This window comes from Paenibacillus tyrphae (assembly GCF_027925525.1).
Lineage (GTDB): Bacteria > Bacillota > Bacilli > Paenibacillales > NBRC-103111 > Paenibacillus_G > Paenibacillus_G tyrfis_B.
Window position 1 is genome coordinate 212,644 of sequence record NZ_BSDJ01000008.1, and the last position, 26,627, is coordinate 239,270.

The 26,627-nt window shown below is 52.2% G+C and carries 23 protein-coding genes and 1 riboswitch; of the genes, 5 read left to right on the forward strand and 18 right to left on the reverse strand.

The genetic code is table 11. The features are described from left to right. The first annotated feature begins 9 nt into the window (after nt 1-9). Nucleotides 10-1,266 (forward strand): MFS transporter, encoded by a 1,257-nt coding sequence (locus QMG93_RS12210; protein WP_281936743.1) that lies wholly within the window; start codon nt 10-12, stop codon nt 1,264-1,266. After that, nucleotides 1,244-1,981, forward strand: coding sequence for a GTP cyclohydrolase II (locus QMG93_RS12215; protein WP_281936745.1), 738 nt, complete (start codon nt 1,244-1,246; stop codon nt 1,979-1,981). The genes QMG93_RS12210 and QMG93_RS12215 overlap by 23 nt, the downstream gene beginning before the upstream one ends. A gap of 74 nt (nt 1,982-2,055) precedes the next feature. Here the strand turns inward: QMG93_RS12215 and opp4C are convergent, their stop codons facing one another. The 11 genes from opp4C to ytxC all read right to left on the reverse strand — a co-directional run bounded on the left by opp4C (nt 2,056) and on the right by ytxC (nt 14,484). Further along, complete coding sequence (opp4C, locus tag QMG93_RS12220; protein ID WP_281936747.1) at nt 2,056-2,940, reverse strand: oligopeptide ABC transporter permease; 885 nt, start codon at nt 2,938-2,940, stop codon at nt 2,056-2,058. Between the two features lie 3 nt (nt 2,941-2,943). Then, on the reverse strand, nt 2,944-3,915 hold the full coding sequence (locus QMG93_RS12225) for an ABC transporter permease (protein WP_281936749.1): 972 nt from the start codon (nt 3,913-3,915) through the stop codon (nt 2,944-2,946). Nucleotides 3,916-3,969: 54 nt separating this feature from the next. Next, nucleotides 3,970-5,634, reverse strand: coding sequence for a peptide-binding protein (locus QMG93_RS12230; protein ID WP_281936751.1), 1,665 nt, complete (start codon nt 5,632-5,634; stop codon nt 3,970-3,972). Nucleotides 5,635-5,673: 39 nt separating this feature from the next. Further along, the gene (locus QMG93_RS12235; protein WP_281936753.1) at nt 5,674-6,630 is read right to left on the reverse strand and encodes an ABC transporter ATP-binding protein; all 957 of its coding nucleotides are present in this window, start codon (nt 6,628-6,630) and stop codon (nt 5,674-5,676) included. Between the two features lie 28 nt (nt 6,631-6,658). Next, a complete protein-coding gene (locus QMG93_RS12240; RefSeq protein WP_281936755.1) occupies nt 6,659-7,621 on the reverse strand; it encodes an ABC transporter ATP-binding protein in 963 nt (320 codons plus the stop codon). Between the two features lie 249 nt (nt 7,622-7,870). Then, nucleotides 7,871-9,574, reverse strand: coding sequence for a M3 family oligoendopeptidase (locus QMG93_RS12245; protein ID WP_281936757.1), 1,704 nt, complete (start codon nt 9,572-9,574; stop codon nt 7,871-7,873). 137 nt (nt 9,575-9,711) lie between these two features. Then, nucleotides 9,712-10,053 carry a hypothetical protein gene (locus QMG93_RS12250; RefSeq protein WP_281936758.1) on the reverse strand — a complete coding sequence of 114 codons (342 nt, stop codon included), beginning with the start codon at nt 10,051-10,053 and terminating at the stop codon, nt 9,712-9,714. A gap of 202 nt (nt 10,054-10,255) precedes the next feature. Beyond that, complete coding sequence (locus QMG93_RS12255; RefSeq protein WP_281936760.1) at nt 10,256-10,402, reverse strand: hypothetical protein; 147 nt, start codon at nt 10,400-10,402, stop codon at nt 10,256-10,258. A 64-nt stretch (nt 10,403-10,466) separates the two neighbouring features. Further along, nucleotides 10,467-11,120 (reverse strand): 3D domain-containing protein, encoded by a 654-nt coding sequence (locus QMG93_RS12260; RefSeq protein ID WP_281936762.1) that lies wholly within the window; start codon nt 11,118-11,120, stop codon nt 10,467-10,469. Between the two features lie 161 nt (nt 11,121-11,281). Next, complete coding sequence (gene thrS / locus QMG93_RS12265) at nt 11,282-13,219, reverse strand: threonine--tRNA ligase (RefSeq protein ID WP_281936764.1); 1,938 nt, start codon at nt 13,217-13,219, stop codon at nt 11,282-11,284. 332 nt (nt 13,220-13,551) lie between these two features. Then, nucleotides 13,552-14,484, reverse strand: a complete 933-nt coding sequence (ytxC, locus tag QMG93_RS12270) for a putative sporulation protein YtxC (protein WP_281936766.1) — start codon at nt 14,482-14,484, stop codon at nt 13,552-13,554. Between the two features lie 212 nt (nt 14,485-14,696). Between ytxC and QMG93_RS12275 the strand changes: the two genes are divergently transcribed. Beyond that, nucleotides 14,697-16,223 carry a L,D-transpeptidase family protein gene (locus QMG93_RS12275; RefSeq protein WP_281936768.1) on the forward strand — a complete coding sequence of 509 codons (1,527 nt, stop codon included), beginning with the start codon at nt 14,697-14,699 and terminating at the stop codon, nt 16,221-16,223. 90 nt (nt 16,224-16,313) lie between these two features. Here the strand turns inward: QMG93_RS12275 and mqnC are convergent, their stop codons facing one another. The 5 genes from mqnC to metA form a co-directional block, all read right to left on the reverse strand. Continuing rightward, nucleotides 16,314-17,453 (reverse strand): cyclic dehypoxanthinyl futalosine synthase, encoded by a 1,140-nt coding sequence (gene mqnC / locus QMG93_RS12280; protein WP_281936770.1) that lies wholly within the window; start codon nt 17,451-17,453, stop codon nt 16,314-16,316. A 135-nt stretch (nt 17,454-17,588) separates the two neighbouring features. Further along, nucleotides 17,589-18,962 carry an EAL domain-containing protein gene (locus tag QMG93_RS12285; protein ID WP_281936772.1) on the reverse strand — a complete coding sequence of 458 codons (1,374 nt, stop codon included), beginning with the start codon at nt 18,960-18,962 and terminating at the stop codon, nt 17,589-17,591. Between the two features lie 428 nt (nt 18,963-19,390). Continuing rightward, nucleotides 19,391-20,587 (reverse strand): trans-sulfuration enzyme family protein, encoded by a 1,197-nt coding sequence (locus QMG93_RS12290; RefSeq protein WP_281936774.1) that lies wholly within the window; start codon nt 20,585-20,587, stop codon nt 19,391-19,393. Then, nucleotides 20,580-21,779: an aminotransferase class I/II-fold pyridoxal phosphate-dependent enzyme gene (locus QMG93_RS12295; protein WP_281936776.1), complete on the reverse strand. Its 1,200-nt coding sequence runs from the start codon at nt 21,777-21,779 to the stop codon at nt 20,580-20,582. The genes QMG93_RS12290 and QMG93_RS12295 overlap by 8 nt, the downstream gene beginning before the upstream one ends. Next, nucleotides 21,776-22,702: a homoserine O-acetyltransferase MetA gene (metA, locus tag QMG93_RS12300; RefSeq protein ID WP_281936777.1), complete on the reverse strand. Its 927-nt coding sequence runs from the start codon at nt 22,700-22,702 to the stop codon at nt 21,776-21,778. Before metA ends, QMG93_RS12295 begins: the two co-directional genes overlap by 4 nt. 120 nt (nt 22,703-22,822) lie before the next feature. After that, a riboswitch (SAM riboswitch) is annotated at nt 22,823-22,974 on the reverse strand. A gap of 446 nt (nt 22,975-23,420) precedes the next feature. On the opposite strand from metA, the gene corA reads away from it, so the two are divergent. Next, on the forward strand, nt 23,421-24,356 hold the full coding sequence (gene corA, locus QMG93_RS12305) for a magnesium/cobalt transporter CorA (RefSeq protein WP_281936779.1): 936 nt from the start codon (nt 23,421-23,423) through the stop codon (nt 24,354-24,356). A gap of 49 nt (nt 24,357-24,405) precedes the next feature. Here corA and QMG93_RS12310 read toward each other — a convergent pair whose 3' ends face one another. Continuing rightward, nucleotides 24,406-24,942, reverse strand: a complete 537-nt coding sequence (locus tag QMG93_RS12310; protein ID WP_281936781.1) for a hypothetical protein — start codon at nt 24,940-24,942, stop codon at nt 24,406-24,408. Between the two features lie 84 nt (nt 24,943-25,026). Then, nucleotides 25,027-26,037, reverse strand: a complete 1,011-nt coding sequence (locus tag QMG93_RS12315) for an HRDC domain-containing protein (RefSeq protein ID WP_281936783.1) — start codon at nt 26,035-26,037, stop codon at nt 25,027-25,029. Nucleotides 26,038-26,258: 221 nt separating this feature from the next. On the opposite strand from QMG93_RS12315, the gene QMG93_RS12320 reads away from it, so the two are divergent. Next, nucleotides 26,259-26,561, forward strand: coding sequence for a hypothetical protein (locus QMG93_RS12320; RefSeq protein WP_281936785.1), 303 nt, complete (start codon nt 26,259-26,261; stop codon nt 26,559-26,561). Nucleotides 26,562-26,627: the final 66 nt, after the last annotated feature.

Sequence of the window (26,627 nt, forward strand, 5' to 3'; positions counted from 1 at the left end):
GACTTACATGTGAAAAATAAAGATATAACGTATCTTGCGATAGCTAATCTGGTGACTTCCTTAGGGTCTGGACTTTCCTCCTTTTTAATTCCTTGGTTGCTAATTAACCAAAAAAAAGGAGACCAGATATTTATGTATGTCAGTATCGGGGTCATGGTGTTTATGTTTTTGTTTACCCCCTATGTAGGGAGCGTTATCGACAACAACTCCAAAAAAAAAATTATTATATGGATTGAAATCGCCAACATCCTTACAATAATGGCAGCATGTATTTCCTCAATGCTCCAAGGTGAAATTCACGTCAGTTATTTGCTTCTAATAATATTTGTCGGAGCTATCTACGATGGATTTAAATATTCTACGATAACCGCATGGACGCAAAATATATTTACAAAAGAGTCTTATAACAAAGTGAATAGTATTTTAGAAGTTCAAGGCCAAGCTGCTTTAATGTTATGTGCAGGTCTAACTGCTTTATTGGTAGGGAAAATTTCCATAACCTACTTGTTATTGTTTGATATAGCAACCTCTGTGATTGCAATTATTTTGTACATGAAACTGCCAAATGGAAATATGGATAGACCGGAAGATCTTGCTGTGACAGAGCGTAATGTGATAAAAAAAGTTATTTTAGATTTCAAGTATTCTTTGTCCTTTATTACAACTAACAAAAAATTAATGACATTCCTCTTTCTTACTTTGTTTCCCAGTATTATTGTTTTAACAGGAAATTACTTGAATCCGCTATTTATTTACAAATTTTTATTACAAGATCCGAGTATACAAGGAATCTCTAGTATGTTATATGCCATAGGCGCAATTATAGGCGGTATGGTACCTTTGTATCTGTTAAGAAAAATAAGTGTGTATACTGCCGTCAAAATAACGAATTTTTTCTTTTTCATCAGTATTTTGCTTATTCCTTTATTTCCAATGACGCTTGTATTTTTATCGACCCGAATATTATCAGGCATTAGTAATGCATCAACAAGAGTATTGCGAAAGAATGTACTTTTGGACACTATTCCAAATCATTTGATTGGTAGAATTAATACCATTTTCAACTCAATAAGTACATTAACCAGAGTCATATTAACTGCTATTTTAGGTGGTATGATCTCGAATGGAAGTATTATCTATGGGTATTATTTTATCAGTTTCTTGTTGCTACTGTCTTTCCTTGTCCTCTACTCCTTTAAAGGGGTCAATATGAAGAAATTTACATTGGATGAGGTGAAGGAAAATGGACAAATTAACGCTCAATAAAGAACTTGTCCCGGCTATCCAGTCAATTGTTTTTAACAGAGAGTATCTCTACTTAGTAGGTCCAGTTGATTTACCTTGCGACGTAAACAGCCAAGTAAGAATGTTTCGGTGGTATTCATGGATAAAAACACCCGAACATATTGACCAAAAAGACGCTCAAATTAAATATTTATTAGATAGGCGCATGGAAAATAGTCAGGTTTCTTCAGTACTTACGTTTGGATCTTTAACCGAAAATAATATCTTCGTAAGATTACATAGCATATGTCATACAGGGGATATTTTTGGGAGCCAGAAATGTGATTGCGGTAATCAACTGCGGGCAAGTATGGAACGAATCGTAGAACATGGTTCCGGTATACTTTTTTATCTCGCAAACCATGAAGGCAGAGGAATTGGACTTATGAATAAGGCATTGACATATCTCTTACAGCAATCAGGATATGATACTGTTGAAGCGAACGAAATACTAGGTTTACCTGTAGATTGTCGAAGCTATGACGAAGCACTTTGCATATTAAAACACCTGAGAAGGGAGGGAACGATTACTTTTCTTACTAACAACCCAAGCAAGATTGAAGCCGCTCGTCGTTACGGGTTTGAAGAAGTACGGTATGAGCCTCTATGGGTAAATGAAAGTGTTCACAACCATAAGTACCTCATGACAAAAATTGAAAAAACTCGTCATATGTTAAACCGTGAAGTATCTCGTTAAAACGTTTCGTTGAATCATCAGATTCATTAAAAGAGCCATTCCATCGGAAAATGGAAGGCTCTTTTAATGAGTCATCATTTCGAATCGAAGGCGCTGCGTAACCCGTCGCCGATGAAGTTGAAGCACATGATCGTCAGAAAGATCATAAAGCCGGGGATGAACGGATACCAAGGCGCATTGTTCAAAATCGTCAAGCTTTGAGCGCTTTGCAGCAAGTTCCCCCAGCTCGCGGTAGGCGGCTGAATCCCCAGACCGAGGAAGCTGAGGCTGGACTCTGTCAAAATCATGCTGCCCATCTGCAGTGTCGCGGAGACAATGACCGGGGCTATGGCGTTAGGCAAAATATGCACGAAAATAATCCGGAAATCCGACATGCCGATCGTCCGCGCCGCATCGACGAACTCGCGGTTTTTGACCGAAAGGATTTGCCCTCGCAGCAGCCTCGCCTTGGACATCCAACCGAAGGCGACGAACACGACAATAATATTGAATAAGCTCGGCTTCAGGACGGTAACGACCGTGATCAGAACGAAGAAGGTCGGAAACGATAGCAAAATATCGACGATCCGCATCAGAAAGCTGTCGACTTTCCCGCCGTAATAACCGGCTAGCGAGCCTACGGTAATCCCGATCAGCAGGTTAAGGATAACGGAAAAAATCGCGACGGAGAGCGATACCCGGGCGCCATACAGCACCCGGCTGAACAAATCCCGCCCCAAATCGTCGGTCCCGAACCAATGTGCGGCGCTAGGGGGCTTCAAACGGCTCATCAGATCCTGTTCCGCGGGATCATGAAGCGCTATAACGGGCGCAAACAGAGCGAGAACGATAAGTACCGCCATAATCCACAGGCTGACAAATGCCAGCCGGTTAGCCTTGAATCGTTCCCAAGCCCGGCGTTTCGGTTTGGCGGCGGCCGCAGGAAGCTGGGCCTTATTCGTAGTTACGGCTTCATTCATGGATTATACCTTCGCCTCGCTTTTGCTGTAGCTGACCCGGGGATCCAGGATCGCATAAGATAGGTCGGCCAATATGCTGCCGAAGACATAGAGAAATGCAGTCATTGTCGTAACGGCGAAGATGACCGGATAATCCCTCTGGAAAGCCGCTTCCGTGAACAGCCGGCCGATTCCGGGAATGCTGAAGATCGTCTCGACAATAACGGAGCCCGCGAAGAAGCCGGGCAGCGATAGCCCGAACAGTGTTGCCAGCGGAATCAGTCCGTTGCGCAGGCCGTGCATGGTCAATATCCGTCCGCCCCGCAGCCCTTTGGCTTTGGCCGTGCGCATGTAATCCTGATTGATAACCTCCAGCATGCTGGAGCGAACATACCGGATCCAGACCGCCACCTCGGAGCATGCAATCGTAAACACCGGCAAAATCAGATGAAGCACCCGGTCCCCGAAGCCAGACGACGCATTGATCGTCTGTAGGCCGCCCGACGGCAGCCAACCGAGCCGCACGGCAAAGAACATCATCAACAGGAGACCGAGCCAAAACCCGGGCAGCGAAATGCCGACGAACGTAATGCCGGACACGAACTGATCGAGGCGCGAATTCGCTTTAACCGCGCACAAAATGCCGAGTGGAATCGCTATGGCCAGAGCCAGAGCAAAGCTTGTGACCGTCAGCAGCAAGGTATTCGGCAGCCGGTCCCAGATCAATTCCGAGACCGGCTGGCTTTTTTGAAACGAAGTGCCGAAATCCCCTTGCGCCAGGTCGCTGATCCATTTCCAATACTGAATATATAACGGTTGATCCAAGCCATAAGCTTTGATCATATTCTCTTTATCGATGGCCTTGATCGTCGGATCGTCGACATATTGGGAGATCGGACTGCCCGGAGCCATATGGATAATGAGAAAAGAAATGATCGTAATGCCAATCAGAATCGGAATGGCGTTCAGCAAACGCCGAAGGGCATATCGGGCCACCGGATGTCACTCTTCTTTCATCATAATTTCGATCGTAACGATCTACGGATTTTCTTATTTCGTGAAGTACCACTTTTCAATTTCCTTCAAGGAGTCGCGGTTCGGATTAAAGCCTTCGAGATTGGCCGGATAAGCCATAGTAGTCGTCGGCGAATAAAGGAACGTATACGGCTGGTCTTCCGCAATCAAAGCGTCGATTTTGGCCAGCAGCTCTTTCCGTTTGTTCATATCGAAGGTTTTCAAGTCCTCGTCAATCAACTTGTCAACCTCGGGATTTTTATAAGAAATATAGTTCGATCCCGTCTCCATCGCTGTGGAGTGCCAAATGCCTTGCGGGTTCGGGTCTCCCGAAATGCTCCAGCCGTGGAAAATAGCAGTAAAGTTTTTACCCATCCAGTTTTTCGTAAAAGCAGATCCTTCAACAATCCGAGGCTGAACGCTGATGCCGACTTTTTTCAACTGCTGCTGAATGACGGTCAATGCTTTCTCGCGAACCTTGTTCCCTTGAATCGTTTGCATCTCAAACTCGAACTTTTGGCCATTTTTCTCCAAAATGCCGTCGCCGTCCGGATCTTTCCAGCCTGCATCGGCCAAAATCTTTTTCGCCTTTTCCGGATCGTACGGGAATTTCGGCACATTATCCGTAAACGACCAGTAGGAAGGCGATGTTTGACTGTGTACGAGCTTTCCTTGTCCTTCGACGATGTTATCCACGATACCTTGGCGATCAATCGCCATCGTAAGTGCCTGACGCACCGATTTATCCTGGAACAGCGGATTGGTCAAGTTCCAGGCGGCAAACATATAGGTTCCCGTGCCAATCCCTTTTTGCAGCTTGATTTTGCCAGATGTTTTGGCAAATTGCTCGATGGCCTGCAAATTGTCGGCCGGCACCGTAGTGACGTTAATTTCTCCGGCTTGCAGCTGCGCCATCATGGCGTTCGCATCCGGGACGATCTTCGCCGTTATTTTCTCGATGGCCGGCTTGCCGCCGAAATAGCTGTCGTTGCGAACGAAGCGCAAATATTGTCCCTGCTTCCACTCTTCCAGTTTGTACGGGCCCGATCCGACCGGCTGCTTCGCGAAGGTCGATTTTTCCATATCTTTAATGGCAACATCCTTCAGCAAATGCTGAGGCAAAATATTATAAGCCAGCATGTCGATGTATCCGGCATGCGGCTCTTTGAACGTAAATTTAACGGTCGCATCGTCCGTTTTCTCGACTTTCGCCAATTTTTCGAACGTTCCTTTGCGCGGGCCTTTGTAATCCGGATTAATCGGGATGCTGTATGTAAACACGACGTCGTCGGCCGTTACCGGCTTACCGTCGCTAAACTTGGCATCGTTGCGAATTTTAATCGTCATTTCTTTCTTGTCTTGCGAGAACTCAGGCTGTCCGGCCGCCAGATCCGGAACGATTTCCTGTTTGTCATTGAAGTCGTACAACGAGCTGAACACCAAATCGATCACTTCGACAGACGTCGTTGTCGTCGCCCAAAAACGGATAAAACCTTGCGGATCCAGCAAATAAGCCGTATTGATTTCGCCGCCGTCCACCTTTTCCTTTTTGCCGCTGCTGGCTGCCGCTCCATCGGCCGGCTTCTCACTAGTTGCGGGGGTGCCTCCGCCTCCGGACGTGCAAGCGCTGAGCAATAGCGCGGTGGACATCAACGTGGCAAGAGCGATATTTCCCGCTTTACCGATTTTTTTGAACAACATGGCAAGTTCCCCTCTCTTTTAGATGCTTTCTATAGCTGTTTATACGAAATGGCACGAGGCGTAATGCCCCGGCTCCACTTCCCGGAACACAGGCTTCTCGATCCGGCAGCGCTCCGCAGCGTGCGGACACCGCGGATGGAACGCGCAGCCTGACGGCGGATTTGCCGCGTTCGGCACTTCTCCGCTTAAGATGATCCGTTCCCGCTTGCCGTCCACATCCGGTTCGGGCACGGACGACAGCAGCGCCTGGGTATACGGATGCTTCGGACTGCCGAACAACTGGTCCCGGCCGGCCAACTCAACAATTTGGCCTAAATACATAACCGCAACCCGATCGGAAATATGTCGGACGACGCTAAGATTGTGCGAGATGAACAAGTACGACACGTTCGTCCGCGTCTGCAGCTCTTCCAGCAAGTTGACGATCTGCGCCTGGATCGAGACATCAAGCGCCGAGACCGGCTCGTCCGCCACGATAAGCTTTGGACTTAACGCAATGGCGCGGGCAATCGCGATACGCTGCCGCTGTCCGCCGGAAAATTCATGCGGGTACATGCCAACCGCATGGGATCTTAGTCCGACCGTATCCAAGAGCTGTTCCGCCCGCTTCATCGCTTCCGACCACTTCAAGCCGCCTTGGACCACAAGCGGCTCGGCAATCGCTTTACCCACCGTGATTCTCGGATTTAACGAGGCATACGGGTCCTGGAAGACGCACTGCATCTCTTTCCGGATCGGCCGCAGCTGCCGTTGATTCCAACTGCCGATCGAAGTCCCGTTAAACACGATTTCACCTTCGGTCAAATCGAGCAAGCGCAAAACCAACCGGCCGACCGTCGACTTGCCGCAGCCGGATTCGCCTACAATACCTAGCGTTTCCCCTTTAAATACCGTAAAGCTGACATTGTCAACCGCTTTGACGGCTCCGTTTTTCATGCTGCCGCCAATGCCAAAATATTTTTTCAACCCTTTAATCTCTAGAAGCGGAGCCCCCACGTGTCGATCATCTCCCTCTCGATCCGTACTAGATCAAAATGCAGCGAACCTGATGCCTCGCTCCGATGTCCCGCAGCTCGGGCTGCCGGTCGCGGCATTCCGCTTTCGCCATTGGACAGCGCTCGGCAAACCGGCACCCGGCCGGAAAAGCACCAGCGGGCGGAACGCTTCCCGGTATCGGGACAAGCCGCTCGATGGTCCCCTGCATGCGTGGCGTCGATTGGAGCAGGCCTTTCGTGTACGGATGTCTGGCATCTGTAAATAGCGTTCTTACGTCTGCCGTCTCGACGATTTGCCCGGCATACATGACGATAACGCGCGTAGCCATTTCGGCGACAACGCCCAAGTCATGCGTGATGAACAGCACGGACATGTCGGTCTCGCGAAGCAGCTGTCGGATCAGGTCCAGCACCTGAGCCTGAATCGTCACATCTAAAGCCGTAGTCGGCTCATCGGCAATAAGCAGCTCCGGCCTGCAGGCCATCGCCATCGCCAGCATGACACGCTGCCGCATTCCGCCCGACAGACGGTGCGGATACTCTTTCCGAATCCGCGAAGGCTCCGGAAATCCGACGCGCCGCAGCCAATCCTCCGCTATTGTAACCGCTTCCGATTTGCTTGCGCCAAGATGTCGGGTAATCGCTTCGGTCAACTGCTTCCCAATGGTAAGCACCGGATTCAAGGAGGTCATCGGCTCCTGAAAGATCATCGCGATTTGGCGTCCGCGAACGCCCGACATCTCCCGATTGCTGAGGCCGACCAAATTCCGGCCGCCGAAACGGACCTCGCCGCCGGTAATCTCCCCTACCCGGGGAAGCAGTTGCATGATCGACAAGGAAGTCATGCTTTTGCCGCAGCCGGATTCGCCTACAAGCGCGACCACTTCGTTCTTTCCGATTTTAAAATCGATGCCGTCGACAACAGTCAGTTCCCTCTTTTTGTCTTTAATTACCGTTTTAAGCGATTTCACTTCCAAAAGTGCCTCAGACAAGGGATCACCTTCACTTCCACATTCATTGTGTCATAAAATTTCACTTCGTTGGAATTATTTCGGATGACAGCATCAAGTCCCATTATGAAGTTAATTGACCAAATTGTCATTAGAAATTTTAAAATTTAACAATTTTTTTTGAATTCTCCTTAAACACCAGTAAATTAAAGAGAAAAAAAGAGACGAAAATGTAAACTTTTTTCATCTCTTAGGAAAAATATGTTTTTTTTCTGAGGCTGTTGTCGAATTTTAGAACGCGCGAACGTCCGCCTTCTCCAGCCAAGCGCCGATATCGCCGATCACCGACTCGACCGTACCTTCCGCAAACGGCGAAAGCAGCCCCGCCACCTCAACCAGCTCGCTGAACGAACGGCTGCCGCCTTCCCGGCAAAGCCTGACGTAATCGTCCCAAGCCCGCTTGCTGTCGCTTTGCACACGGGACCAAAATTGGAGCGCGCAGATTTGCGCCAGCGTGTAGTCGATATAATAAAACGGCGTGCGGAAAATGTGCCGCTGCTGATACCAGTATCCGCCGCGATTCAGCAAATCGTTCTCCTCCAGCGCCAAATCCGGACGATAGACCGATTCCAGCTCGCGCCACTTGGCTTTGCGCTCCGCCGGGGTCGCTTCCGGGTGCTCGTACACGAAGTGCTGGAATTCGTCGACCGCAGTACCGTAAGGAATGAACAGAATGGCCGCGCTCAAATGCTTATACTTGTATTTGTCCGTATCTTCGCGGAAAAACAGTTCCATCCAAGGCCAGGCGAAAAACTCCATGCTCATCGAATGAATCTCGCATGCTTCCAGCGTCGGATGCAAGTATTCCGGCACCTCATGATGGCGGCTCATGTAATGCTGGAACGCATGTCCGGCCTCGTGCGTCAGCACGTCGACATCTCCGCTCGTTCCGTTGAAGTTCGAGAAAATAAAAGGCACCTGCTCCGCTTTAATATACGAGCAGTACCCGCCGAGCGCTTTGCCGGTTTTGCTGACGAGATCCATCAGTCCGCGCTCCATCATCATCCGGAAGAAAGTGTCGGTCTCCGGCGACAGCTCGGCGTACATCCGCTTGGCGTTGTCGACGATCCAATCGGCATCGCCTTTAGGCGTAGGGTTGCCCTTCGGAAAACGATACTTGGCATCATAGTAAGTTAACCGGTCCACGCCAAGCATACGCCGTTGCTGCTCCCGGATGCGCGAAGCAAGCGGCACCAGATGCTTCCGCACCTGCTCCCGGAACACAGCAACATCGGACGCGTCATAATCCGAACGCTTCAGACGGTCGTATCCAAGCTGAACGAAGTTCGGATAGCCGAGCTTCTGGGCGATACTCGTCCGTACTTGGACAAGCTTATCGTAGATTTCGTCAAGAACCGTCTCGTGCTCCGCAAAAAAAGCGTATCCCGCATCCAGCGCGCGCTTGCGCGTCTCCCGGTCAGTCGAAAGCGTATACGGTTCGAGCTGAGCCAGATTGAGCTCGCGGCCGTCAAACGAAATCGACGCGGAAGCGGTGAGTTTAACATAGTCGGAAACAAGCTTGTTCTCCTGCCGCAGCTCGTCAATCACTCCAGGCGTGAACGTTTTTACGGTTCTTTCGGCAATCCGGAACATTTGCTTGCCCCACTTCTCCTCCAGCGCCGCGCGATAAGGAGATCCGGCCAAAGCCGCGTAATACTTCGAGAGGAACCCTTGATATACCGGTGTTTGCTGGTCGAAAAAGTCCTGCTCCGCTTTATAGAACGGGTCGTTCGTATCGATGGTATGCCGGATTCGGGCGATCGCGGCCATCGACTCGAAACGGCTCCGAAGCTCGTTCATCCGAGTCAGAAGAACCTGCTGCTCCTCCGGCGAACCGGCCTCAGAGAACTGCTGCAGCGATTCATTCATCTGTTCCGTCAGCCGCTCCATATCTGGGCGTTCGTATACAAAATCTTCGAACTTCCTTGTCATCATCGCTTCATCCCTTTCCATGTCTATCGGCCGGGTGCTGGGGCAGGCCGTTTTTGTCAATATGCGGAAACAAAAATAAGCCTCCGACGCCGGCAAACGGCGAACAGACGCTTTATGCGGTCCATGATCGTTTTCTTGGTTTAATCCAGTGCTCTCGACAACTCTTCGCTAACCGCCACCAAATCGTTTGGTTCGCTTTCATTCAAAATGATACGGGCCTGCTCAATCTCCAACCGCAGCACGCGAATTTGTTCCATAGGCTTCTTGACGTAGTGAATGTATTCGACGGCCAGATGATGGTCCGGCTTTTTGCCAGCAAATAACCGTCGGAATGCTGACATCATTTGATAGCTTCGTTCTTCCATCATCCGCTTTTTTTCGTATCGTTCGACGGCTTGCTCAAGCTCGGCTAGCTGCTCTTCCTTACGGGAGATATACGCTTCGAGAAAAGGATACACTTCCGCCGCTTTCCGCTGGTTCATCCTTACCGAACTTCCTGACGGCACAGCATTCAACATGAAACCTCACCTATCCCATGATGTCAGATATGATTACATTGTTAGTATCAGTTTACACCAAAATCCCCGCTTTGAAAATAACGAATTTCATTCGAACTTCCATCAAGCGAAAAGAGGAAGCCTCGAAATTTCACTCGGGCCTCCTCCTTGGATCTGCTTATGTCTCCTATTGTCTTGCCGATTCGCTGGCGCTCTCGCTCGGGTTGTTTTGAGCCGCCTGCTTCACGTTATTAGCTACAACCTCTTCGGAAAATTCCGTATCGGTCTTCAGGTTTTTATTTAGATTTAAATTTTGATTTTTATTTTTAGCCATCGCTATCACCTCCCCTGATACCCTTTATTATGGATTTCAAGAAGGGACGTTATGCTTAGAAAATTTAAAACAGCAGTTCATTTTTTAATTGGTTCCAGAGCGTTTCGTTAATTTTTCCGTCGCCCTTTTTCACCACGAAGACATTCAACGTTTTTTTGCCCCACTCTTTGTACACCTGATCCTTCGTCTCGAAATATAAGTCGATCCGGTTGCCCTTGATGGCACCGCCTGTATCCGCGACAATCCCGTAGCCGTAGCCGGGAATGTACAACACCGTTCCGATCGGAAACACCTTCGGATCTGCGGCGATTGTGGAGAACGCTTCGACGTCCCGGGTAACCTTCATGCCGGAAAACGTGACTCCGTATTCGGGATGTCCCGGGTTTTTGCCAGTCGACTCCCGTCCGGCATAGTATCCGGTTGCCGTCACCTCGACGGCTTTATAGTTGGATAAATCTTGTCCCTTGTGAGGGAACAGCTTGTAATTCATCGTTCGGCGGCTGCTTGCTGCGGATACGGGCTGAGATTCAGGTTGCTTAACCTCCGGCTTGCTCACACCGGACGAATGCAAGGATACGGGCAAAGCTGCGATCTCCAGCTCAGTGTTCGGCGCAATAGACCGTTTGTAATCCTGTTGTCTTTCAAACCATATCAAGAAGGACAGCATCAGCACGATGAACAAAATCCATTTGGCATGGCTTGCGGTTTTTGGTAGCATAAGCTTGGTTTAAACCTCCCCTTATTAGAAGAGGCTCTCCAACATTCGCAAGATCTATACACAGTCTCCGGGATTCGCAGCTTCCCTTGGTCCAATGCAAAGAGCCTGCCCCCTTCACAACAAGGAGCAGGCTCTTCTGCCAAATCATATCATATAGCCGGTTACACTTGTTTGGTCCGAATGTCTTCCCGGATCAGCTCGATGACGCTATCTACGCTGTGTGCACCGAGGTCGCCTTGACCGCGCTTGCGAACGGAAGCGCCGGACGCTTGCACCTCATTTTCGCCGACAACGAGCATGTACGGAATTTTCTCAAGCTGCGCTTCGCGAATTTTGTATCCGAGCTTCTCGTTGCGCAGATCGGCTTCGACCCGGATACCAGCGTTTTGCAGCTTCGCTTCGACTTCTTTGGCGTACTCGTCGAAGTTGCCGGATACCGGAAGCACCTTCGCCTGGACCGGACACAGCCATGTCGGCAGCGCTCCGGCAAAGTTCTCAAGCAGGAAAGCGGTCATCCGTTCCATGGTCGAAATAATGCCACGGTGAATGACGACCGGACGATGCTTCTGGCCGTCGGCTCCGACGTATTCCAATTGGAAGCGCTCCGGCAGCAGGAAGTCGAGCTGTGCGGTCGACAGCGTCTCTTCTTTCTTGAGCGCGGTCTTAATCTGAACGTCCAGCTTCGGACCGTAGAAGGCCGCCTCGCCTTCCGCCTCGAAGAACGGCAGGCCGAGCTCCTCGACCACCTCGCGAAGCATCCGCTGCGACATTTCCCACATTTCATCGTTTTGGAAATATTTCTCCGTATCCTTCGGATCGCGGTACGACAGACGGAAGCGGTATTCCTTGATGCCAAAGTCCTCGTAGACTTGACGGATCAGGTTGACGACGCGGGCAAACTCTTCCTTGATTTGATCCGGGCGGCAGAAAATATGTGCGTCATTGAGCGTCATCGCCCGGACGCGGTGAAGACCAGTAAGCGCTCCGGACATCTCGTAGCGGTGCATGGTGCCGAGCTCGGCGATCCGCACCGGCAGGTCGCGGTAGCTGCGCATGTCGCTCTTGTACACCATCATATGGTGCGGACAGTTCATCGGGCGCAGAACAAGCTCCTCATTGTCCAATTCCATCTTAGGGAACATGTCTTCCTGATAATGCTCCCAGTGACCGCTCGTTTTATACAATTCCACGTTGGCAAGCACCGGCGTGTACACGTGCTGGTAGCCGAGACGCTCTTCCAGATCGACGATATAACGCTCCAGGGTGCGGCGTACTTTGGCACCGTGCGGCAGCCAGATCGGAAGTCCTTGGCCGACTTCGCTGGAGAAGGTGAACATTTTCAGCTCTTTGCCGAGCTTGCGGTGGTCGCGTTTTTTTGCTTCCTCCAGCAGGTGCAAATGCTCGTCCAGCTCCGATTTTTTCGGGAACGCCGTGCCGTAGATGCGCTGCAGCATTTTGTTCTTCGAATCGCCGCGCCAGTAAGCGCCCGCTACGCTAAGCAGCTTGAACGCTTTGATCCGTCCGGTGGACGGCAGGTGCGGCCCGCGGCACAGGTCGAAAAACTCGCCTTGGTCATAAATCGTAATGACCGAATCTTCCGGAAGGTCGCGGATCAGCTCCAGCTTAAGCGGATCCTCCAGCTCGCCGAAAATGCTCAGCGCTTCCTCGCGGCTGACTACCCGGCGGCGGATCGGCAAGTTTTCCTGAACGATGCGTTCCATTTCTTTTTCGATTTTGCTAAGATCTTCCGGAGTAATCGACGTTTCCATATCGATATCGTAGTAGAACCCGTCTTCGATCACCGGTCCGATACCGAGCTTGACGCTTTTGTTGCCATACAGCCGTTTGATCGCCTGCGCCATCAAATGCGCCGTGCTGTGACGGTATACCTCCAGGCCTTCTTCGCTATCCAGCGTAACGATTTGCAGCGCGGCGTCTTCTTCCAGCGGCGTGCCCAAATCGACGAGTTTTCCGTTGAGTTTGCCTACGACGGCATTTTTTTTCAGACCCGAGCTGATCGAGCCTGCCACCTCTTCCAGCGTTGTTCCCTGCGGGTACTCCTTCACCGCTCCGTCGGGAAAAGTTACTTTTACAGCCATGTCCACTACCTCCAAATAATTGTAGAAAATACAAAAAGCGTATCATCCCGAAAGGGACGAGTACGCTTAGCTCGTGGTTCCACCCTAATTCAATCCGCAGCTCATCAGTTGAACAAAAAGAACATGCTGCGAATCCTCAATTCATTCGGTAACGGGAATGATCCGGCGATTTATACTACGCGTCTCCGCCCGCTGATCTAGTCAGGCCAGAGCGACGTTTCCAAATCACGGCTACAAAGGGGTAACCGATTGACGTTCGCTGAAGGGGATTGCAGCCGGATGTCCCCTCTCTCTGAACAGCACTTCAACCGATCGTGTCTTCGATCCTTGCCTTATCCCTTATTATATTCAGCCGCTGTTGAGCGGTCAAGGTTTTGGCATAGCCGGCAGTAGCCGCACAGCTCCACGCGATTCTCGAAAATTTGCCGGATCGTCTTGATCACCTGCAAATCCGGCTCGCGGGTGTGGATATAAATCTGCTGCGGAGATACCGTAATCAGCGTGCTGACAATCATATCCTCGAAATTCATATCCTTCTCGAGCGTTTCTACCGTCACGACGGCATCCGCATCGTTCGTTTCGATCTTCTCCAGATGCTCGCCAAGCAGCATAAACTCATTGCCGCCTTTGTGAATAAGGTGAACGAACGGAATTTTCGCTTCCTGAATATAGACGAAATATTGCAGCAGGGAAATGAATTCGCGATACTGCCGGTCCATGACGAATTCGTCGACGGCATATTCGACAACTTCGCGGAGCTCGTTCAAGTAATCCGGCGCCCGGAAACGCAGAAAGCCGTCCAAATTCAGCTCCGTATGCTCTTCGATGTATTCGGTAAGCAGGGCGGTCAGCTTGTTTTTCCGCCGCAAGTACGCTTCATTCTTGTCCGATTTGACCGCCGCCGAATCGTCCCGCTCTCCCAACATTTGGCTGCAATAGCCCAAGATGCTGTCCGTCTCCTCGTCCTGCTTGTAATGAAACTCATGACGGATCATATGACGCAGCAGACGCTGCTCTTCTTCAGCCAATAAATAGTCCGCCACGGCGCCGGCTGCCGCTTCATATAGCGCGTGACCGTCGGCCTGCAATTGAAAAGCCGGCATATCCGCGCTCACTTCGACTCGCTGCAGACCATTCCGCCGGTCCAGAACGATCCGGATCTTGTTCTCCTTATGTAGCCGTTCGCCGAAAAGCTCGACAAGACGCAAAAGCCGGTCAGCCTGAGCTTCGGAGCGTTTCACCATTACGATCGTCAACAGCTTCATCCAGGGTCACACTCTCCTTTCGGGCCTTACGATTCCTTTAAAGTATATGGCTGGACCTTCGCAGATATACAAAGTACAGACACCCGCGATGTAGCAATAACTGTGAGCAGAACTCATCTGAAGTCTTCTTTTTTCGATACCAATTGTATTATTTTACACATTTGTGATACAATACGTATCAAAGACAAAAATACGATCCTGGGAGGTTTGCTATGCAGCATCTTCGCCAAAGGTTCAAATCGCCGGCCGCGGACAAGCTGGTTCGTCTGCACAAAAATATTTACCTTAACCGCAGCGACCCCAAGTATCACGAAAAGGTGATCACGTATCTCGACCCGCACTCTCCCGAAGCGCATTACAAGTTGGGACAATATTTCGAGAACAACGGCAATATCGGCAAAGCGCTGAAGCATTATAAAGAAGCGATGAGCACCTACCCTTCGCCGTATTATTTTCCCGCGTCCGGATCAATCCGGCGGCTGACGAAGGAGAAAGCTCCTGCCAGCGCCGGACCGCAAGCCGCCTCGGGCACAATTGCGACGCGTACCAAAAGAAAAGGCGCTGCCGCCGGCCTAAAAATGCTGCTGTTGGTGCTCCTGTTCATCAACCTCCTGCTGCTTGCGCTGTTATACGGACCCACCGCCGTTTCGAAGGTCGTGTCGGCGTTTATACCTTGGAGCGTCGGGAAAGAAGTCACGTATGAAAGCGTCGAAACCGCTTACGTCCTGCATTTTCCTTACGGAGAGCCGCAGAAAGCTGTAGAGGAGGCACTTCATAAAAAAGCGCTGCAGCTTGCTAGCGATCATCCGAAGCAAGCGATCGTCCTGTACGGCGTAGCTTCCGGCGTTCGAACCGCCGATAACCAGGCGGTGCCGCTGAGCGACGAGCAGTTTAAGACCAAGGCGTTTGTCGTGGCAGAATACAACCCGGCCGTCGATCGTTCGGTCAAAATCCGGTTCTTGCAACCGGAATTCCAAAAGCTCCGGACGACGGCCGGAGCTCAACTGATCCGGACGGCGCTTGAAGCTTACGCTACGGATCATGGATCAGCCCCCTCCTCCGTCGAGCAGCTGTTTCAGCCTTATCCTAGTAACTATGCCAGCTATATGCCTATAGAAACGATTAGCGGTTCGGCTCATGTCCGAACCGTTTTTGATGGAAGCGGCGGATGGGTTTACGACGCTCAAGCCCAAGACCCCGCACGCAGGTTTTATCCGAATGTCGCATGGGAGGGTGCATCCGGAACGGCAGCCGCCTCCGCAAACCTACCTTTCGAACCGGTGACGGTCACGATCGACAAAAGCGCTCACTCGCTCCGTCTGAACGCCGGACCGGTGGTGCTCGCAGAGCTTCCGGTCGGATTGGGCGCCGACGGCCGAACTCCCGACGGCACCTTGACCGTCCTGGAGCGGGTCCGCGAGCCTCAAGGGAGCCGCCCGGGGGTATACGGTACCGCCGCCTTGGGGATGGGCGAAATCGCCATCCACGGCACCGCCGACGCAGCATCGATCGGCGCAAACCGGTCGCTCGGCTGCATCCGCCTGAGCAACGAGGCGATGTCCGCCCTGTACCCGCTCGTGCCGCGGGGCGCGCGGGTCGTCATCGGCAGCGGAGGGACGGGCGGAAGCGGCGGCGCCCCGATTCTGGTCCAGCCGGAGCTGCTGCTTCCGGGCAAGGGCGGCTTAGGCCGGGAGGCTGAGGAAACGGCCAAGCACCGTGTCTTTCAGTGGTTAGGCTAAGCGTCGGAGCGAGCGCACATAAACATACGCAAAAAGACGCCTGCCTTCGAGCCCGGGGTGGTTCGAAGAACAAGCGTCTTTAATTTTGTGCTAATTTTGCATAATGAAGTCTTTATGCACCTGAACCGTCTCGTCGTCGAAGCGGCGCAAAATCTCATAGCGCGTATTGCGCTGCGCAGGAATTTTGCCTGCTTCCCGGATAAGCTGCAGCGTCGAACCGATGTTCACTTTGTGCGTCGTTCCTGCCGCGGATACAACGTTCTCTTCGATCATCGTCGAGCCGAAATCGTTGCAGCCGTAGTGTAGCGACAGCTTGCCAACCTCCGGTCCCATCGTCACCCAAGACGATTGGAAGTTCTTAATGTTGTCGAGCATAATGCGGCTGATCGCGACGTTTTTAAGGTAATCTTGTGGCCCCAGCTTCTCCGCCTTCAGATTCGTGTTGTCCGGTTGGAACGTCCAAGAGATGAACGCCAGGAAGCCCGGCGTATTGTAGCCGTTCGCGATGCACTCGTCCTGTGCGTCACGGATGCGAAGCAGATGCAGCGCGCGTTCCTCCATCGTTTCGCCGAAGCCGATCACCATCGTCCCGGTCGTGTGCATACCGACTTTGTGGGCCGTTTGCATGACATCCATCCAGTCGCGCCACGAGCCTTTTAGACGGCTGATTTTGCGGCGTGTGCGGTCGTCGAGAATTTCCGCGCCGCCTCCTGGCAGCGAATCCAGTCCGGCTTCGTGAATGGCCCGGATCACTTCCTCCAGAGACAGGCCGTCCGATACCTCTTTCATTTTCATAATCTCAGCCGGGGAGAACGAGTGCATCGTAATGTTCGGGAACCGCTTCTTGATTTCCTTCAGCAGATCGGTGTAATAGCTGAAAGGCAGGTTCGGGTTCGTGCCTCCCTGCATCAAAATTTCGGTTCCTGCGACGTCGATCGTTTCCTGGATCTTTTGAAAAATAACCTCGTCCGGCAGCACATAGCCTTCTGCCGAGCCCGGTGCGCGGTAGAAGGCGCAAAAACGGCAGTACACATCGCAAATATTCGTATAATTGACATTCCGACCGATCACGAAGGTCGTAACCGGCTCCGGATGATGCCGCAGCATAATTTGGTTGGCCACATGGCCCATTTTTTCGATTTGGTCCGATTCGTAGAGCGCCATACAGTCTTCCAGACTGATCCGGTTGCCGGCCAGCGCGCTATCCAATATCCGGTCGATGGAACTCATCGCTTTCATCTCCTTTATGCTTTCATCCTACCATAAAATACTCCGCTCCTGCCATACTAAAAGACCGCCATTTTCCTTGGGGCGGAAAGCGGCGGCCGTTTTTGTGACCAATTTGTGATCATCGGCACAAAGCCTTCAAGCGGGATGCATATGCCGGTGCCCTACGATTTTTTCTTTGACCAATTGGAGCTGCTGTACCCGTTCCTGATCGGTCACCAGCGGCTGCGGACGGGCAAAATAAAAGCCTTGCACCATATGCACCTGCATCTCGCAAAGCATGCTGAGCTCTTCCGGCCGCTCCACGCCTTCGGCGATCACTTGGCAGTTCATGTTGTCGGCGAAGTGCAGCAGCGCCTTCAGCAGCGATTGCTTAACGGACATCCGGTCGATTTCGGCGATGACCGATCTGTCGATTTTGATAATGTCGGGCACCAGCTCGGAGATCGATTGCAGGCTCGAATAGCCGGCCCCTGCGTCGTCCACGGCAAAGCGGAACCCATGGACGCGGCAAGCGTTCATGACGGCCCCTATGTATTGAAAATCCCGAATCGCGTGGCGTTCCGTAATTTCCAGAACGACCTGCGAGGCCGAAATGGCCGGAAATTGCTTCAACGTTTCCAGCAGCTGATGGAGGAACAGCGGATGTCCGAGCGAAACGGGCGTCACGTTAATAAACACCTGCTCTTGAATCGCCCGGGACGATATTTCCATGAACGCTTTCTTAATGACCAGAAATTCGAAGCTCGATAAAAGATCGGCCTGGTAAGCCATATCGAACAGCTCGGCAGGCGTGTGGAACGGCGAGTTTTGCGGACCGCGGGTCAAAATTTCCCAGCCGTACAATTCGCCACTGGCCAAATTGAGAATCGGTTGGGCGAGAACGAAAATGTTTTCCTGCTTCAAAATGTCCAACAGATGCTCCCGGGTCGGGCAAAAATGCGGCGGCAGCTTCCGCGTCGCAATGCAGCGGGCGTAATGATAGGCCGCTTGTATGCCTGCGGACGTGTTCTCGAGGTCCGGACCGATAATATAGCATCCGCTTTGCAGCGATACGGGAGCTTGAGCGTCGACATCCGCATGCATGCGCAGCCTGCGCGAAACTTCTTTTTGCAGCTCCCGCGCCTTGCGCTGCAATTCGTCGAACCCGCAAGCAGCTTGTTCCTTAACGAAAATACCGTAATCGTCGAGCGCAAATTGCCGGACTCCGATCACGTCTTTGTCCCGGAAGCAGGAGGGCAGCAGTTCCAGGATCGTCTGCCGGATACGACCCTGCAAGGCGCAAAGCCTCGCTTCGGAATAAGTGGAAAACATATGATGAAAATCTTCCAAGTACAGCAAAATAAGCCCGCACGATTTTCCTTGGCTCCGGTACCGTTTGACCAGCGAGAGCACTGGATTGCGAAACGTAAACTCCGGGGGAAAAAAGCGGAGCGCTCTGCTCGGATAAGGCAGCCGGAGTAACATCCGGATTCGTTCTTTCCACTCACCTGAAGCAAATGAAAACGTCATAAATTTCCCCCTAACCGGCAGCAACAGCTTGTCCCTTCTATCATATCACGAGTTCGTTATAGTGAATAGGGAGGTATTCCTTTTTTTCACAGAAAAGCCGATGATCCCCTGAATCATCGGCTGAGCTTGTTGCGAAACCTGCTTCAGGTAGAAATTCTCTGCATACGCCGGTGGGGTATATCCCTCCAGCCGCTGCCCTCCCCCAGAAAGTGAAGTAACACTTGGAAGCTTATTCCGATTACTTTCCGGGGACCCCCTATCTACCCGTGAATTTGATTAGACTTTGCGGTATTTTCACGGGCTTCAAAGGCGGACGTAAACTCTTACGGGATATACCCCACCTCTATTTGTCTGAGTTTTTCTACTTCTAAGGTTTCTCAACACTCTCGACGATGATCCCCCTGAATCATCGGCTTTTCTTCCTTCTCTTATCGGTCCGTGTCCGCTAAAGCTTGCTCCAGGTCTTCAATGATATCGGCGATATCCTCCAGCCCGACGGAATACCGGACGAGCCCGTCGGTAATTCCTCGCTCCAGCCGGACCTCCCGCGGCATCGCCGCATGAGACATCATCGCCGGGTAGGAAAGAATGCTCTCGACCGCCCCCAGACTGACGGCGACGAGCGGGATGCGCACCTTGGACAGCAGACGCTTGGTCCGTTCCCCAGAGCCAGTGTCGAACGAGACGACGGCGCCATAGCCGAGCGACTGCTTCTCGTGAATGTCCCGGCGGGGATGGTTTGGCAGCCCCGGATAATAGACGGTTTCGATCGACGGATGAGCCGCCAGCCACGATGCCAGCTGCCGGGCGCTTTGCTCGTGCGCTTCCATCCGGGTCTTCAAGGTCTTCATCCCGCGCATGAGAAGCCACGAGTCCTGCACGCCGAGAATGGTGCCGAGCCCGTTCTGAATCTGCTTCAGTCGGCGGCCCAAGCTGTCGTTGGCGGCAACGGCCAGCCCTGCGGTTACATCGCTATGACCGCCAAGGAACTTCGTTGCACTGTGCAGCACGATATCGATGCCGTGTTCGATCGGGCGCTGATGGTAAGGCGTCATGAACGTATTGTCCAGCATGGTCAGCAGGCCATGTTCTTTCGCCCAGCCCGCGACTTCGGCGATATCGGTTATTTTGAGCGTCGGGTTCGACGGCGTTTCGAGGAACACCGCTTTCGTGTTCGGCTTCAGCGCCGCTTTCACCCGGTCCAAATCCGTCATGTCGACGAACGTGGTCTCGATGTTCATCCGGGTCAGGATGGACGTCAGCAGCCGGTACGTGCCCCCGTACACATCCTCCGTGCAGATCACATGATCCCCCGCCGACAGCAGCATGAACGCGCCCGAGATCGCCGCCATTCCTGAAGCGAATGCGAAGCCCCGCTTGCCCCCCTCAAGCAGCGCAATGTAATCCTCAAGCGCCTGCCGGGTCGGGTTGCCGGAGCGGGAGTAATCGTACTCCTGCGGCTCGTCGAGCGAAAATTGATGGAACGTCGAAGCCTGGTAGATCGGAACGCTGGAAGCGCCGGTCGTCCGGTCGATTTCGCTTCCGAAATGAATCAGCTTCGTGGCGAAAGCGCGCTCTTTATGATGGTCATTAGGATGAGTTCCTTGTGTCGTCTTATCAGCCATGAGCCGGTCCCCCCCCTTCAATCTCCTGCTGTGCTAGATCGATGGCGTGGGACAAATCCGCAATCAGGTCGTCCGCATGTTCGATGCCGACGGAATAGCGCAGCAGTTTATCGTCCACGCCGACTCTTCGGCGGATGTCTTCCGGAATATCGGCATGGGTCTGTACCGCCGGGTACGTCATCAATGATTCGACGCCGCCCAAGCTTTCCGCGAACGCAATCAGTTTCACGTGACGCAACATCGGTTCGATATAGCGGGCGTCTTTCATTTTAAAGGAAAAAATCCCCGTATTGCCGGACGATTGCTTCTTCTGAATGTCATGGCCCGGGTGGCTTTCGAGCGCCGGATAGTAGACCGTTTCCACCTGCGGATGGGATTGCAAAAACGTCGCGATACGAGTGGCGTTGTATTCGTGGCGCTCCATGCGGATTGCCAATGTTTTCATGCCGCGCATGAGCAGCCAGCTGTCCTGCGGGCCCAAGACCGCGCCAATCGAATTGTGCAGAAACGCCATTTCCTCGGACAGCTCCTTGCCTTTCGTCACAATAAGCCCCGCAAGCACGTCGTTATGTCCGCCGAGGTACTTGGACGCGCTGTGAATCACGATATCGGCTCCAAGCTCGATCGGACGTTGGAAAAATGGGGTAAGCAGCGTGTTATCGACGATGGAAAGAATGCCTTTTTTCTTTGCCCAGCCGCACACCAGCGCCAAATCCGTAACCATCATCAGCGGATTGGTGGGCGTTTCGATCAAAACCGCTTTCGTACCCGGCTGGAAGTTCGCTTCCAAAGCGTCGAGATCGTTCGTATCCACATATGTTGCGGTGACGCCGAAGCGGGACATGATGCGCTCCAGCATCCGGTACGTCCCGCCGTACAAATCGAGGGAGACCAGCAAATGATCGCCTTGGCTAAACAACGCAAAGATCGTCTGGAGCGCCGCCATACCGGAGCTGCAGGCAAAGCCCGCGTCCCCGGATTCCAGCTCGGCGATCGCATCTTCCAATACTTTGCGCGTCGGGCTTTTCGTACGCGCGTAGTCGAATCCCGTGCTCTGCCCGAGCTTCGGATGACGAAACGCCGTCGCTTGATAGACCGGGAAGCTGACCGCTCCCGTAACCGGTTCCTCCTGGGAGCCGATCTGCGCGAGCCGGCTCTCGATTTTCAACTCTGGCTTGGAACAGTTGCTCATATCATATAATCCCCCTTATACAAATCGTACGGCGTCTCTTGGTACACATAATAGTTGAGCCAGTTGGAAAACAGCAGGTTCGCATGGGCCCTCCAGGTGTTGAGCGGCGGCCGGGTCGGATCGTTGTTCGGGTAGTAATTTTTCGGAATCGCGATCTCCATCCCTTTGTTCACGTCGCGGTCGTACTCATATTTGAGCGTACACGCGTCGTATTCCGAATGGCCGGTAATAAAAATTTGCTTCCCGTCCTTCGTCGCGGCGATGTAGACGCCCACTTCCTCCGATTCCGTTAAAATGTCGAGCTGCTCGACCCGGGCAACATCCTCCCGGCGGACGTCGGTATGACGGGACTGGGGAACGAGAAACAGCTCGTCGAATCCGCGCAGCAGCTTCACGTTCGGCGTGGTAATCGTATGCGGGAATACGCCGAATATTTTTTCTTCAAGCGGGTACTTGGGCACGCCGAAATGGTAGTAGAGACCGGCCTGAGCCGCCCAGCAAATATGCAGCGTCGACGTGACATGGGTTTTGCTCCACTCCATAATCTGCGTCAATTCTTCCCAATAATTCACCTCTTCGAATTCAAGCTGCTCGACCGGCGCGCCTGTAATGATCATGCCGTCAAAGCGTTCGTGCTTGATGTCTTCGAACGTTTTGTAGAACTGCTCCAGGTGCTCCAGCGACGTGTTCTTGGACGTGTGCGTTTTCGGGTGCAGCAGAATGAATTCAACCTGTAGCGGAGTGTTGCCGATCAGCCGCAGCAATTGGGTCTCCGTCGTTTCTTTCGTCGGCATCAGGTTTAAGATTACGATCCGCAGTGGGCGAATATCTTGACGAAACGCTACGCTCTCGTCCATGACGAAAATATTCTCGTTGACAAGCACTTCCTTGGCCGGCAGATGATCTGGTACTTTGATGGGCATCGGGCTCACTCCTTCGGGTCATTGGATTCGTCGTTCCCTGCACTCCTGCGACTGAAAAAGGCATAAGAAAAGGCCTTTCTCTATCGCACGAGAAAGGCCTTTGTATAGTTACATCGTCCTCTCTCATCTGTCAGAAGCCGCCTGGCTTCCGCAAGAATTAGCACCGTGCATTCCTTTGCCATGCTGAAAAAACATCAACGTGTTGTTTACGCAAAGGTCTGTCGGTTGCCGGGTATCATCGGGCTAGTCCCTCCACCTGCTCTTGATAAGAGTGTGAAACCGAATCTATTCAGTTGTTTTCGATAATACTAATGTAATCGAAATCACAGCAAGCGTCAAGCGGAACCTTCCCCATGAAATAATGGCGTCCGAACCCGCACCACTCCGCCTGATTTTGCATAAATTATTCCCATGCGCGAATGAAATACAAACTCATTGTGTTCTCGAATATGACGCGTTATACTATACAGGTATTCGACATTTCACGCTAGAAGGGGTGCAGCAATCGAATGGACGGAGACCCGGGAAGTCGCATCTGCGTTCAAACACAATTGAATCTATCGTTTGGAACCCGATCGTCTGCCATTCGTTCGAGAATGCGCATGCTTTTTTGTGCGTATTGATGACGAACAGCGCCTGACTGAAGCTTAAGGGTCTGTTTCTCGCAGGAGGCAGACGGCCGAGCGTTCCATCCGATCAATACGGAAGGGTGGAACTTATGAAGGCACGCTTGGTTCAGGACGGCATTTTTACACTAGTGGAAGACATCACGCAAACCATCGATCCGCCTCAGCACGGCTTTTATTGGATTGATGCCGAGCCGGAGGACTTGGACGTCTTACAGCCTTTGTTTCATCTTCACGAACTCGCCATAGAGGACGTTTTAACGGAAGAAGAGCAGCGGCCGAAGATCGAGCTGTACGACTCGCATTATTTTATCGTGGTCAACAGCATCCGGTTCGATGACGAGGAAATTTTTCTCCGCGCACTCAATATTTTTCTTGGAAAGCATTATATCATCACGATCACCCGGCAAAAAATCAACGAAATTCGCGCCCTGAAGCCAATTCTCTGGGAAGAGGAGGTTACGGCTCCCGACCAGTTTCTGTATCACTTGATCGACCTTATCGTCGATAATTACACCAACGTCGGGGACCGGATCGAAGCGAAGATCGAGAAGTTGGAAGAAGACATTCTCATGCACACGAAGAAGTCGCATTTGAATGAGATTATCGGGCTGCGAAGTGAAATTTTATGGCTCAAAAAAGTGCTCGTTCCGCAAAAAGAAGTCATCGCGACGCTACACAAAAAAGAGCTGAAGCTGGTCAGCGAGCCGCTTAAAAAATATTTTGGCGATATTTACGAAAACGCCGTAAAAATATCCGAGACGTTCGAAACGTTCCGCGACTTGATGGCGAACTTACGGGAGGCTTATCAATCTTCCCTCGCGAACCGCGCGAACGAAATCATGCGCGTGTTTACGGCACTGACGACCATCTTCATGCCGCTTACGTTCATTACCGGCGTTTATGGTATGAACTTCGAGTACATTCCCGGCTTGCACTGGGAGTACGGCGGAGTCGCTGCGGTCATTGTTTTGGCGCTTGTCGGTATCTTCATGTTCGTGTTGTTCCGCAAAAAGGATTGGCTGTGAAAAGCCGGTCCTTTTTTGCATGCAAAAAAGGAACCTTGGGAAAGGTTCCTCATTCGGGATGCTTGGCCATATGATCTTCCAGACGTTTAATCCGGTCCAAGGTCGCATCCATATCGTTTTCGAACAAACGCATGCTCCGCTTAATATGTCTGACGTCCGCACCGACATCGTCGATCTGGCTCTGCAAGCTCAGATGGACGCGATCCAGCCGGGCATCGAGAAAGTCGATTTTGGCGCCGAGACTGGTGTTGGCTTCGTCGATCTTCGCATCTAATGCGTCGATTCGCGCGGTAAGTCGAGCATCGACTTGGTCGATCTTCGTGCTGAGTCGGGCGTCGACTTTATCGATCTTCGCGCTGAGTCGAGCGTCGACTTGGTCGATCTTCGCGCTGAGTCGGGCGTCGACTTGGTCGATCTTTGCGCTGAGTCGGGCGTCGACTTGGTCGATCTTCACGTTAAGGTCATCGATTCGCGCGTTCGTTTCACCGATTTTGGCGCTTAACTGCAGATTCAGCTCACTTATTTTCGCATTGGTTTCTTCCTGGTTCTTGATGATACTGTAAAGTATAGCCCGAAGCTCCTCCATACGGTCAGCTCCTTCATATTCCTATAATCCATCTTACCTTAGCCGCCGGGCTTGTTCAATGTTTTTTTGCCCTGCTGCCGTGCCTCAGCTCGCTTCAACCGTCTTCCGCTCGTTCTCGCGGCGAAACTTCATCCGCAGCATGCGAAGCCATTCGTAGACGCGGTCCGTATCCTGCGCAGTCAGTTCCTTCTGGTCATAGACCGTTTGTAGAATCGGCTTCAAATAACGGTCGCCCTGCTGCTGGAACGCCTTCCATGCCAGCTCGCGCTCCGGTTCGGGCACCTGCTCAAGCTGCCCTTCGATATAGCTCTGCAAATCGTAGCCTTCGCGATCCAGCTCTTCGAACAGCTGCAGCAAATTGCGCCGCTGAAGCTTGGTTTGCTCCAGCAGTTCCTCCAGCTTCTCCCCGCGCGCAATGGCTTCGAGCAGCTTATGCTTGATCTCCCGCTTCTCCTCCTCGGCCTTCCGCTTCCGTTCATTTTCCTGAAGCAGCCAGGCATTCAGCTCTCCCGAATCAATCGATTCCGCTACCCACGATAGCGGAAAATCCGTATCCCGCTGGAAGCCGGCGGTGATGGCGACGATATCGGCTGCATAAGCGTCAGCTTTGGCTTTTCCGAATCCTGGAAGGTGCAGCAGTTCTTCTTCCGTGTGGGGAACGAAGGCGCTTATCATCTTAAGCAGCCGGTTGGTCGCGATCAGATACGCCGCTTTGCCGTCGCGGCTTGCTTGTTTAAACCGCCAATCGCGGAGCTTGTCGAACAGCTCTTCGTTGGCATGCTTCTCCCCGTAAAAATGCAATCGTTGAATGTACGCCGTCCGGCGGTCCAATACGTCGATTTCACTTACGTTCACCTGCACGATTGGCTTATAGCCGCCGCATTGCTTGGCAAACACCCGCTCGCGGAAAATGGCGAGCATCTCCTCCCATCGCAGTCCTTCGTACCAGCACTCCTGCACCCTGCGGCCGTCTTCTCTCGTCTCGTTCCACATCACCATCCAGGTGCCTTGGCTTTCGCCGATCGTCACCTGCGCCGTAGTGACATTCCCCTCTTCCGTCACCTTTTCCAAGCTGTTCAAAAACACCAGATTCACTCGAAAAACCTCCCCCAAGAAGTTGTCAAAGCAGCTTCAAACGCAAAAAAAGCACCATCTTACCCGAGATAGGTAAGAGGTGCTTCCTCTCTAGTACACGTTTGAAATTAGACCTATATTACCACGAAACGTCATGGATGACAAGCATGATTTGGATAATCTTCCGGTTTAAGGGCAAGCTAGGGGAAACAATCTTGCCTACTGAAAAGGAGGAATCGGGCATGAGCCCAAACGACACGAACCAAGATGGATTTATGAGCGAAGCGCCGCAAAAGAAATATACCGATCTGAGCACGGTGGAATCCCAGCGCAACGACCTGACGGCGGAGGAATTTCCGGAAGGGCCTTACGGCAACAGCCTCCTCACGGAATCGCTCGGAAAGAGTACGCCGTGGCGGGAGGACCAGCGTTCGTACAACCAGTTTACTTACGAGAACCGCGAGCTTCACGCAGGCCTCTCCCGCGGGTATCCTGACGCGCATCCGACCCACGATTCGTCCGGCGACGATTACGTGGAGGAATAGCCGCGCAAGGGCCGAAGGCGGTCCGCCGGTGCGACTCCTCGGCGAACCGCCCTCACACTTGCTCCC

Bases quoted from the DNA above. Each gene is read 5' to 3' on its own strand.
- QMG93_RS12250 (WP_281936758.1), bottom strand. From the start codon at position 10,053: ATGAACCAGCGGAAAGCGGCGGAAGTGTATCCTTTTCTCGAAGCGTAT.
- corA (WP_281936779.1), top strand. From the start codon at position 23,421: ATGAAGGCACGCTTGGTTCAGGACGGCATTTTTACACTAGTGGAAGAC.
- QMG93_RS12275 (WP_281936768.1), top strand. From the start codon at position 14,697: ATGCAGCATCTTCGCCAAAGGTTCAAATCGCCGGCCGCGGACAAGCTG.
- metA (WP_281936777.1), bottom strand. From the start codon at position 22,702: ATGCCCATCAAAGTACCAGATCATCTGCCGGCCAAGGAAGTGCTTGTC.
- ytxC (WP_281936766.1), bottom strand. From the start codon at position 14,484: ATGAAGCTGTTGACGATCGTAATGGTGAAACGCTCCGAAGCTCAGGCT.
- opp4C (WP_281936747.1), bottom strand. From the start codon at position 2,940: ATGAATGAAGCCGTAACTACGAATAAGGCCCAGCTTCCTGCGGCCGCC.
- QMG93_RS12255 (WP_281936760.1), bottom strand. From the start codon at position 10,402: ATGGCTAAAAATAAAAATCAAAATTTAAATCTAAATAAAAACCTGAAG.
- QMG93_RS12215 (WP_281936745.1), top strand. From the start codon at position 1,244: ATGGACAAATTAACGCTCAATAAAGAACTTGTCCCGGCTATCCAGTCA.
- QMG93_RS12245 (WP_281936757.1), bottom strand. From the start codon at position 9,574: ATGATGACAAGGAAGTTCGAAGATTTTGTATACGAACGCCCAGATATG.
- QMG93_RS12230 (WP_281936751.1), bottom strand. From the start codon at position 5,634: ATGTTGTTCAAAAAAATCGGTAAAGCGGGAAATATCGCTCTTGCCACG.
- QMG93_RS12290 (WP_281936774.1), bottom strand. From the start codon at position 20,587: ATGGCTGATAAGACGACACAAGGAACTCATCCTAATGACCATCATAAA.
- QMG93_RS12260 (WP_281936762.1), bottom strand. From the start codon at position 11,120: ATGCTACCAAAAACCGCAAGCCATGCCAAATGGATTTTGTTCATCGTG.
- QMG93_RS12295 (WP_281936776.1), bottom strand. From the start codon at position 21,779: ATGAGCAACTGTTCCAAGCCAGAGTTGAAAATCGAGAGCCGGCTCGCG.
- QMG93_RS12285 (WP_281936772.1), bottom strand. From the start codon at position 18,962: ATGACGTTTTCATTTGCTTCAGGTGAGTGGAAAGAACGAATCCGGATG.
- thrS (WP_281936764.1), bottom strand. From the start codon at position 13,219: ATGGCTGTAAAAGTAACTTTTCCCGACGGAGCGGTGAAGGAGTACCCG.
- mqnC (WP_281936770.1), bottom strand. From the start codon at position 17,453: ATGAGTTCCATCGACCGGATATTGGATAGCGCGCTGGCCGGCAACCGG.
- QMG93_RS12320 (WP_281936785.1), top strand. From the start codon at position 26,259: ATGAGCCCAAACGACACGAACCAAGATGGATTTATGAGCGAAGCGCCG.
- QMG93_RS12310 (WP_281936781.1), bottom strand. From the start codon at position 24,942: ATGGAGGAGCTTCGGGCTATACTTTACAGTATCATCAAGAACCAGGAA.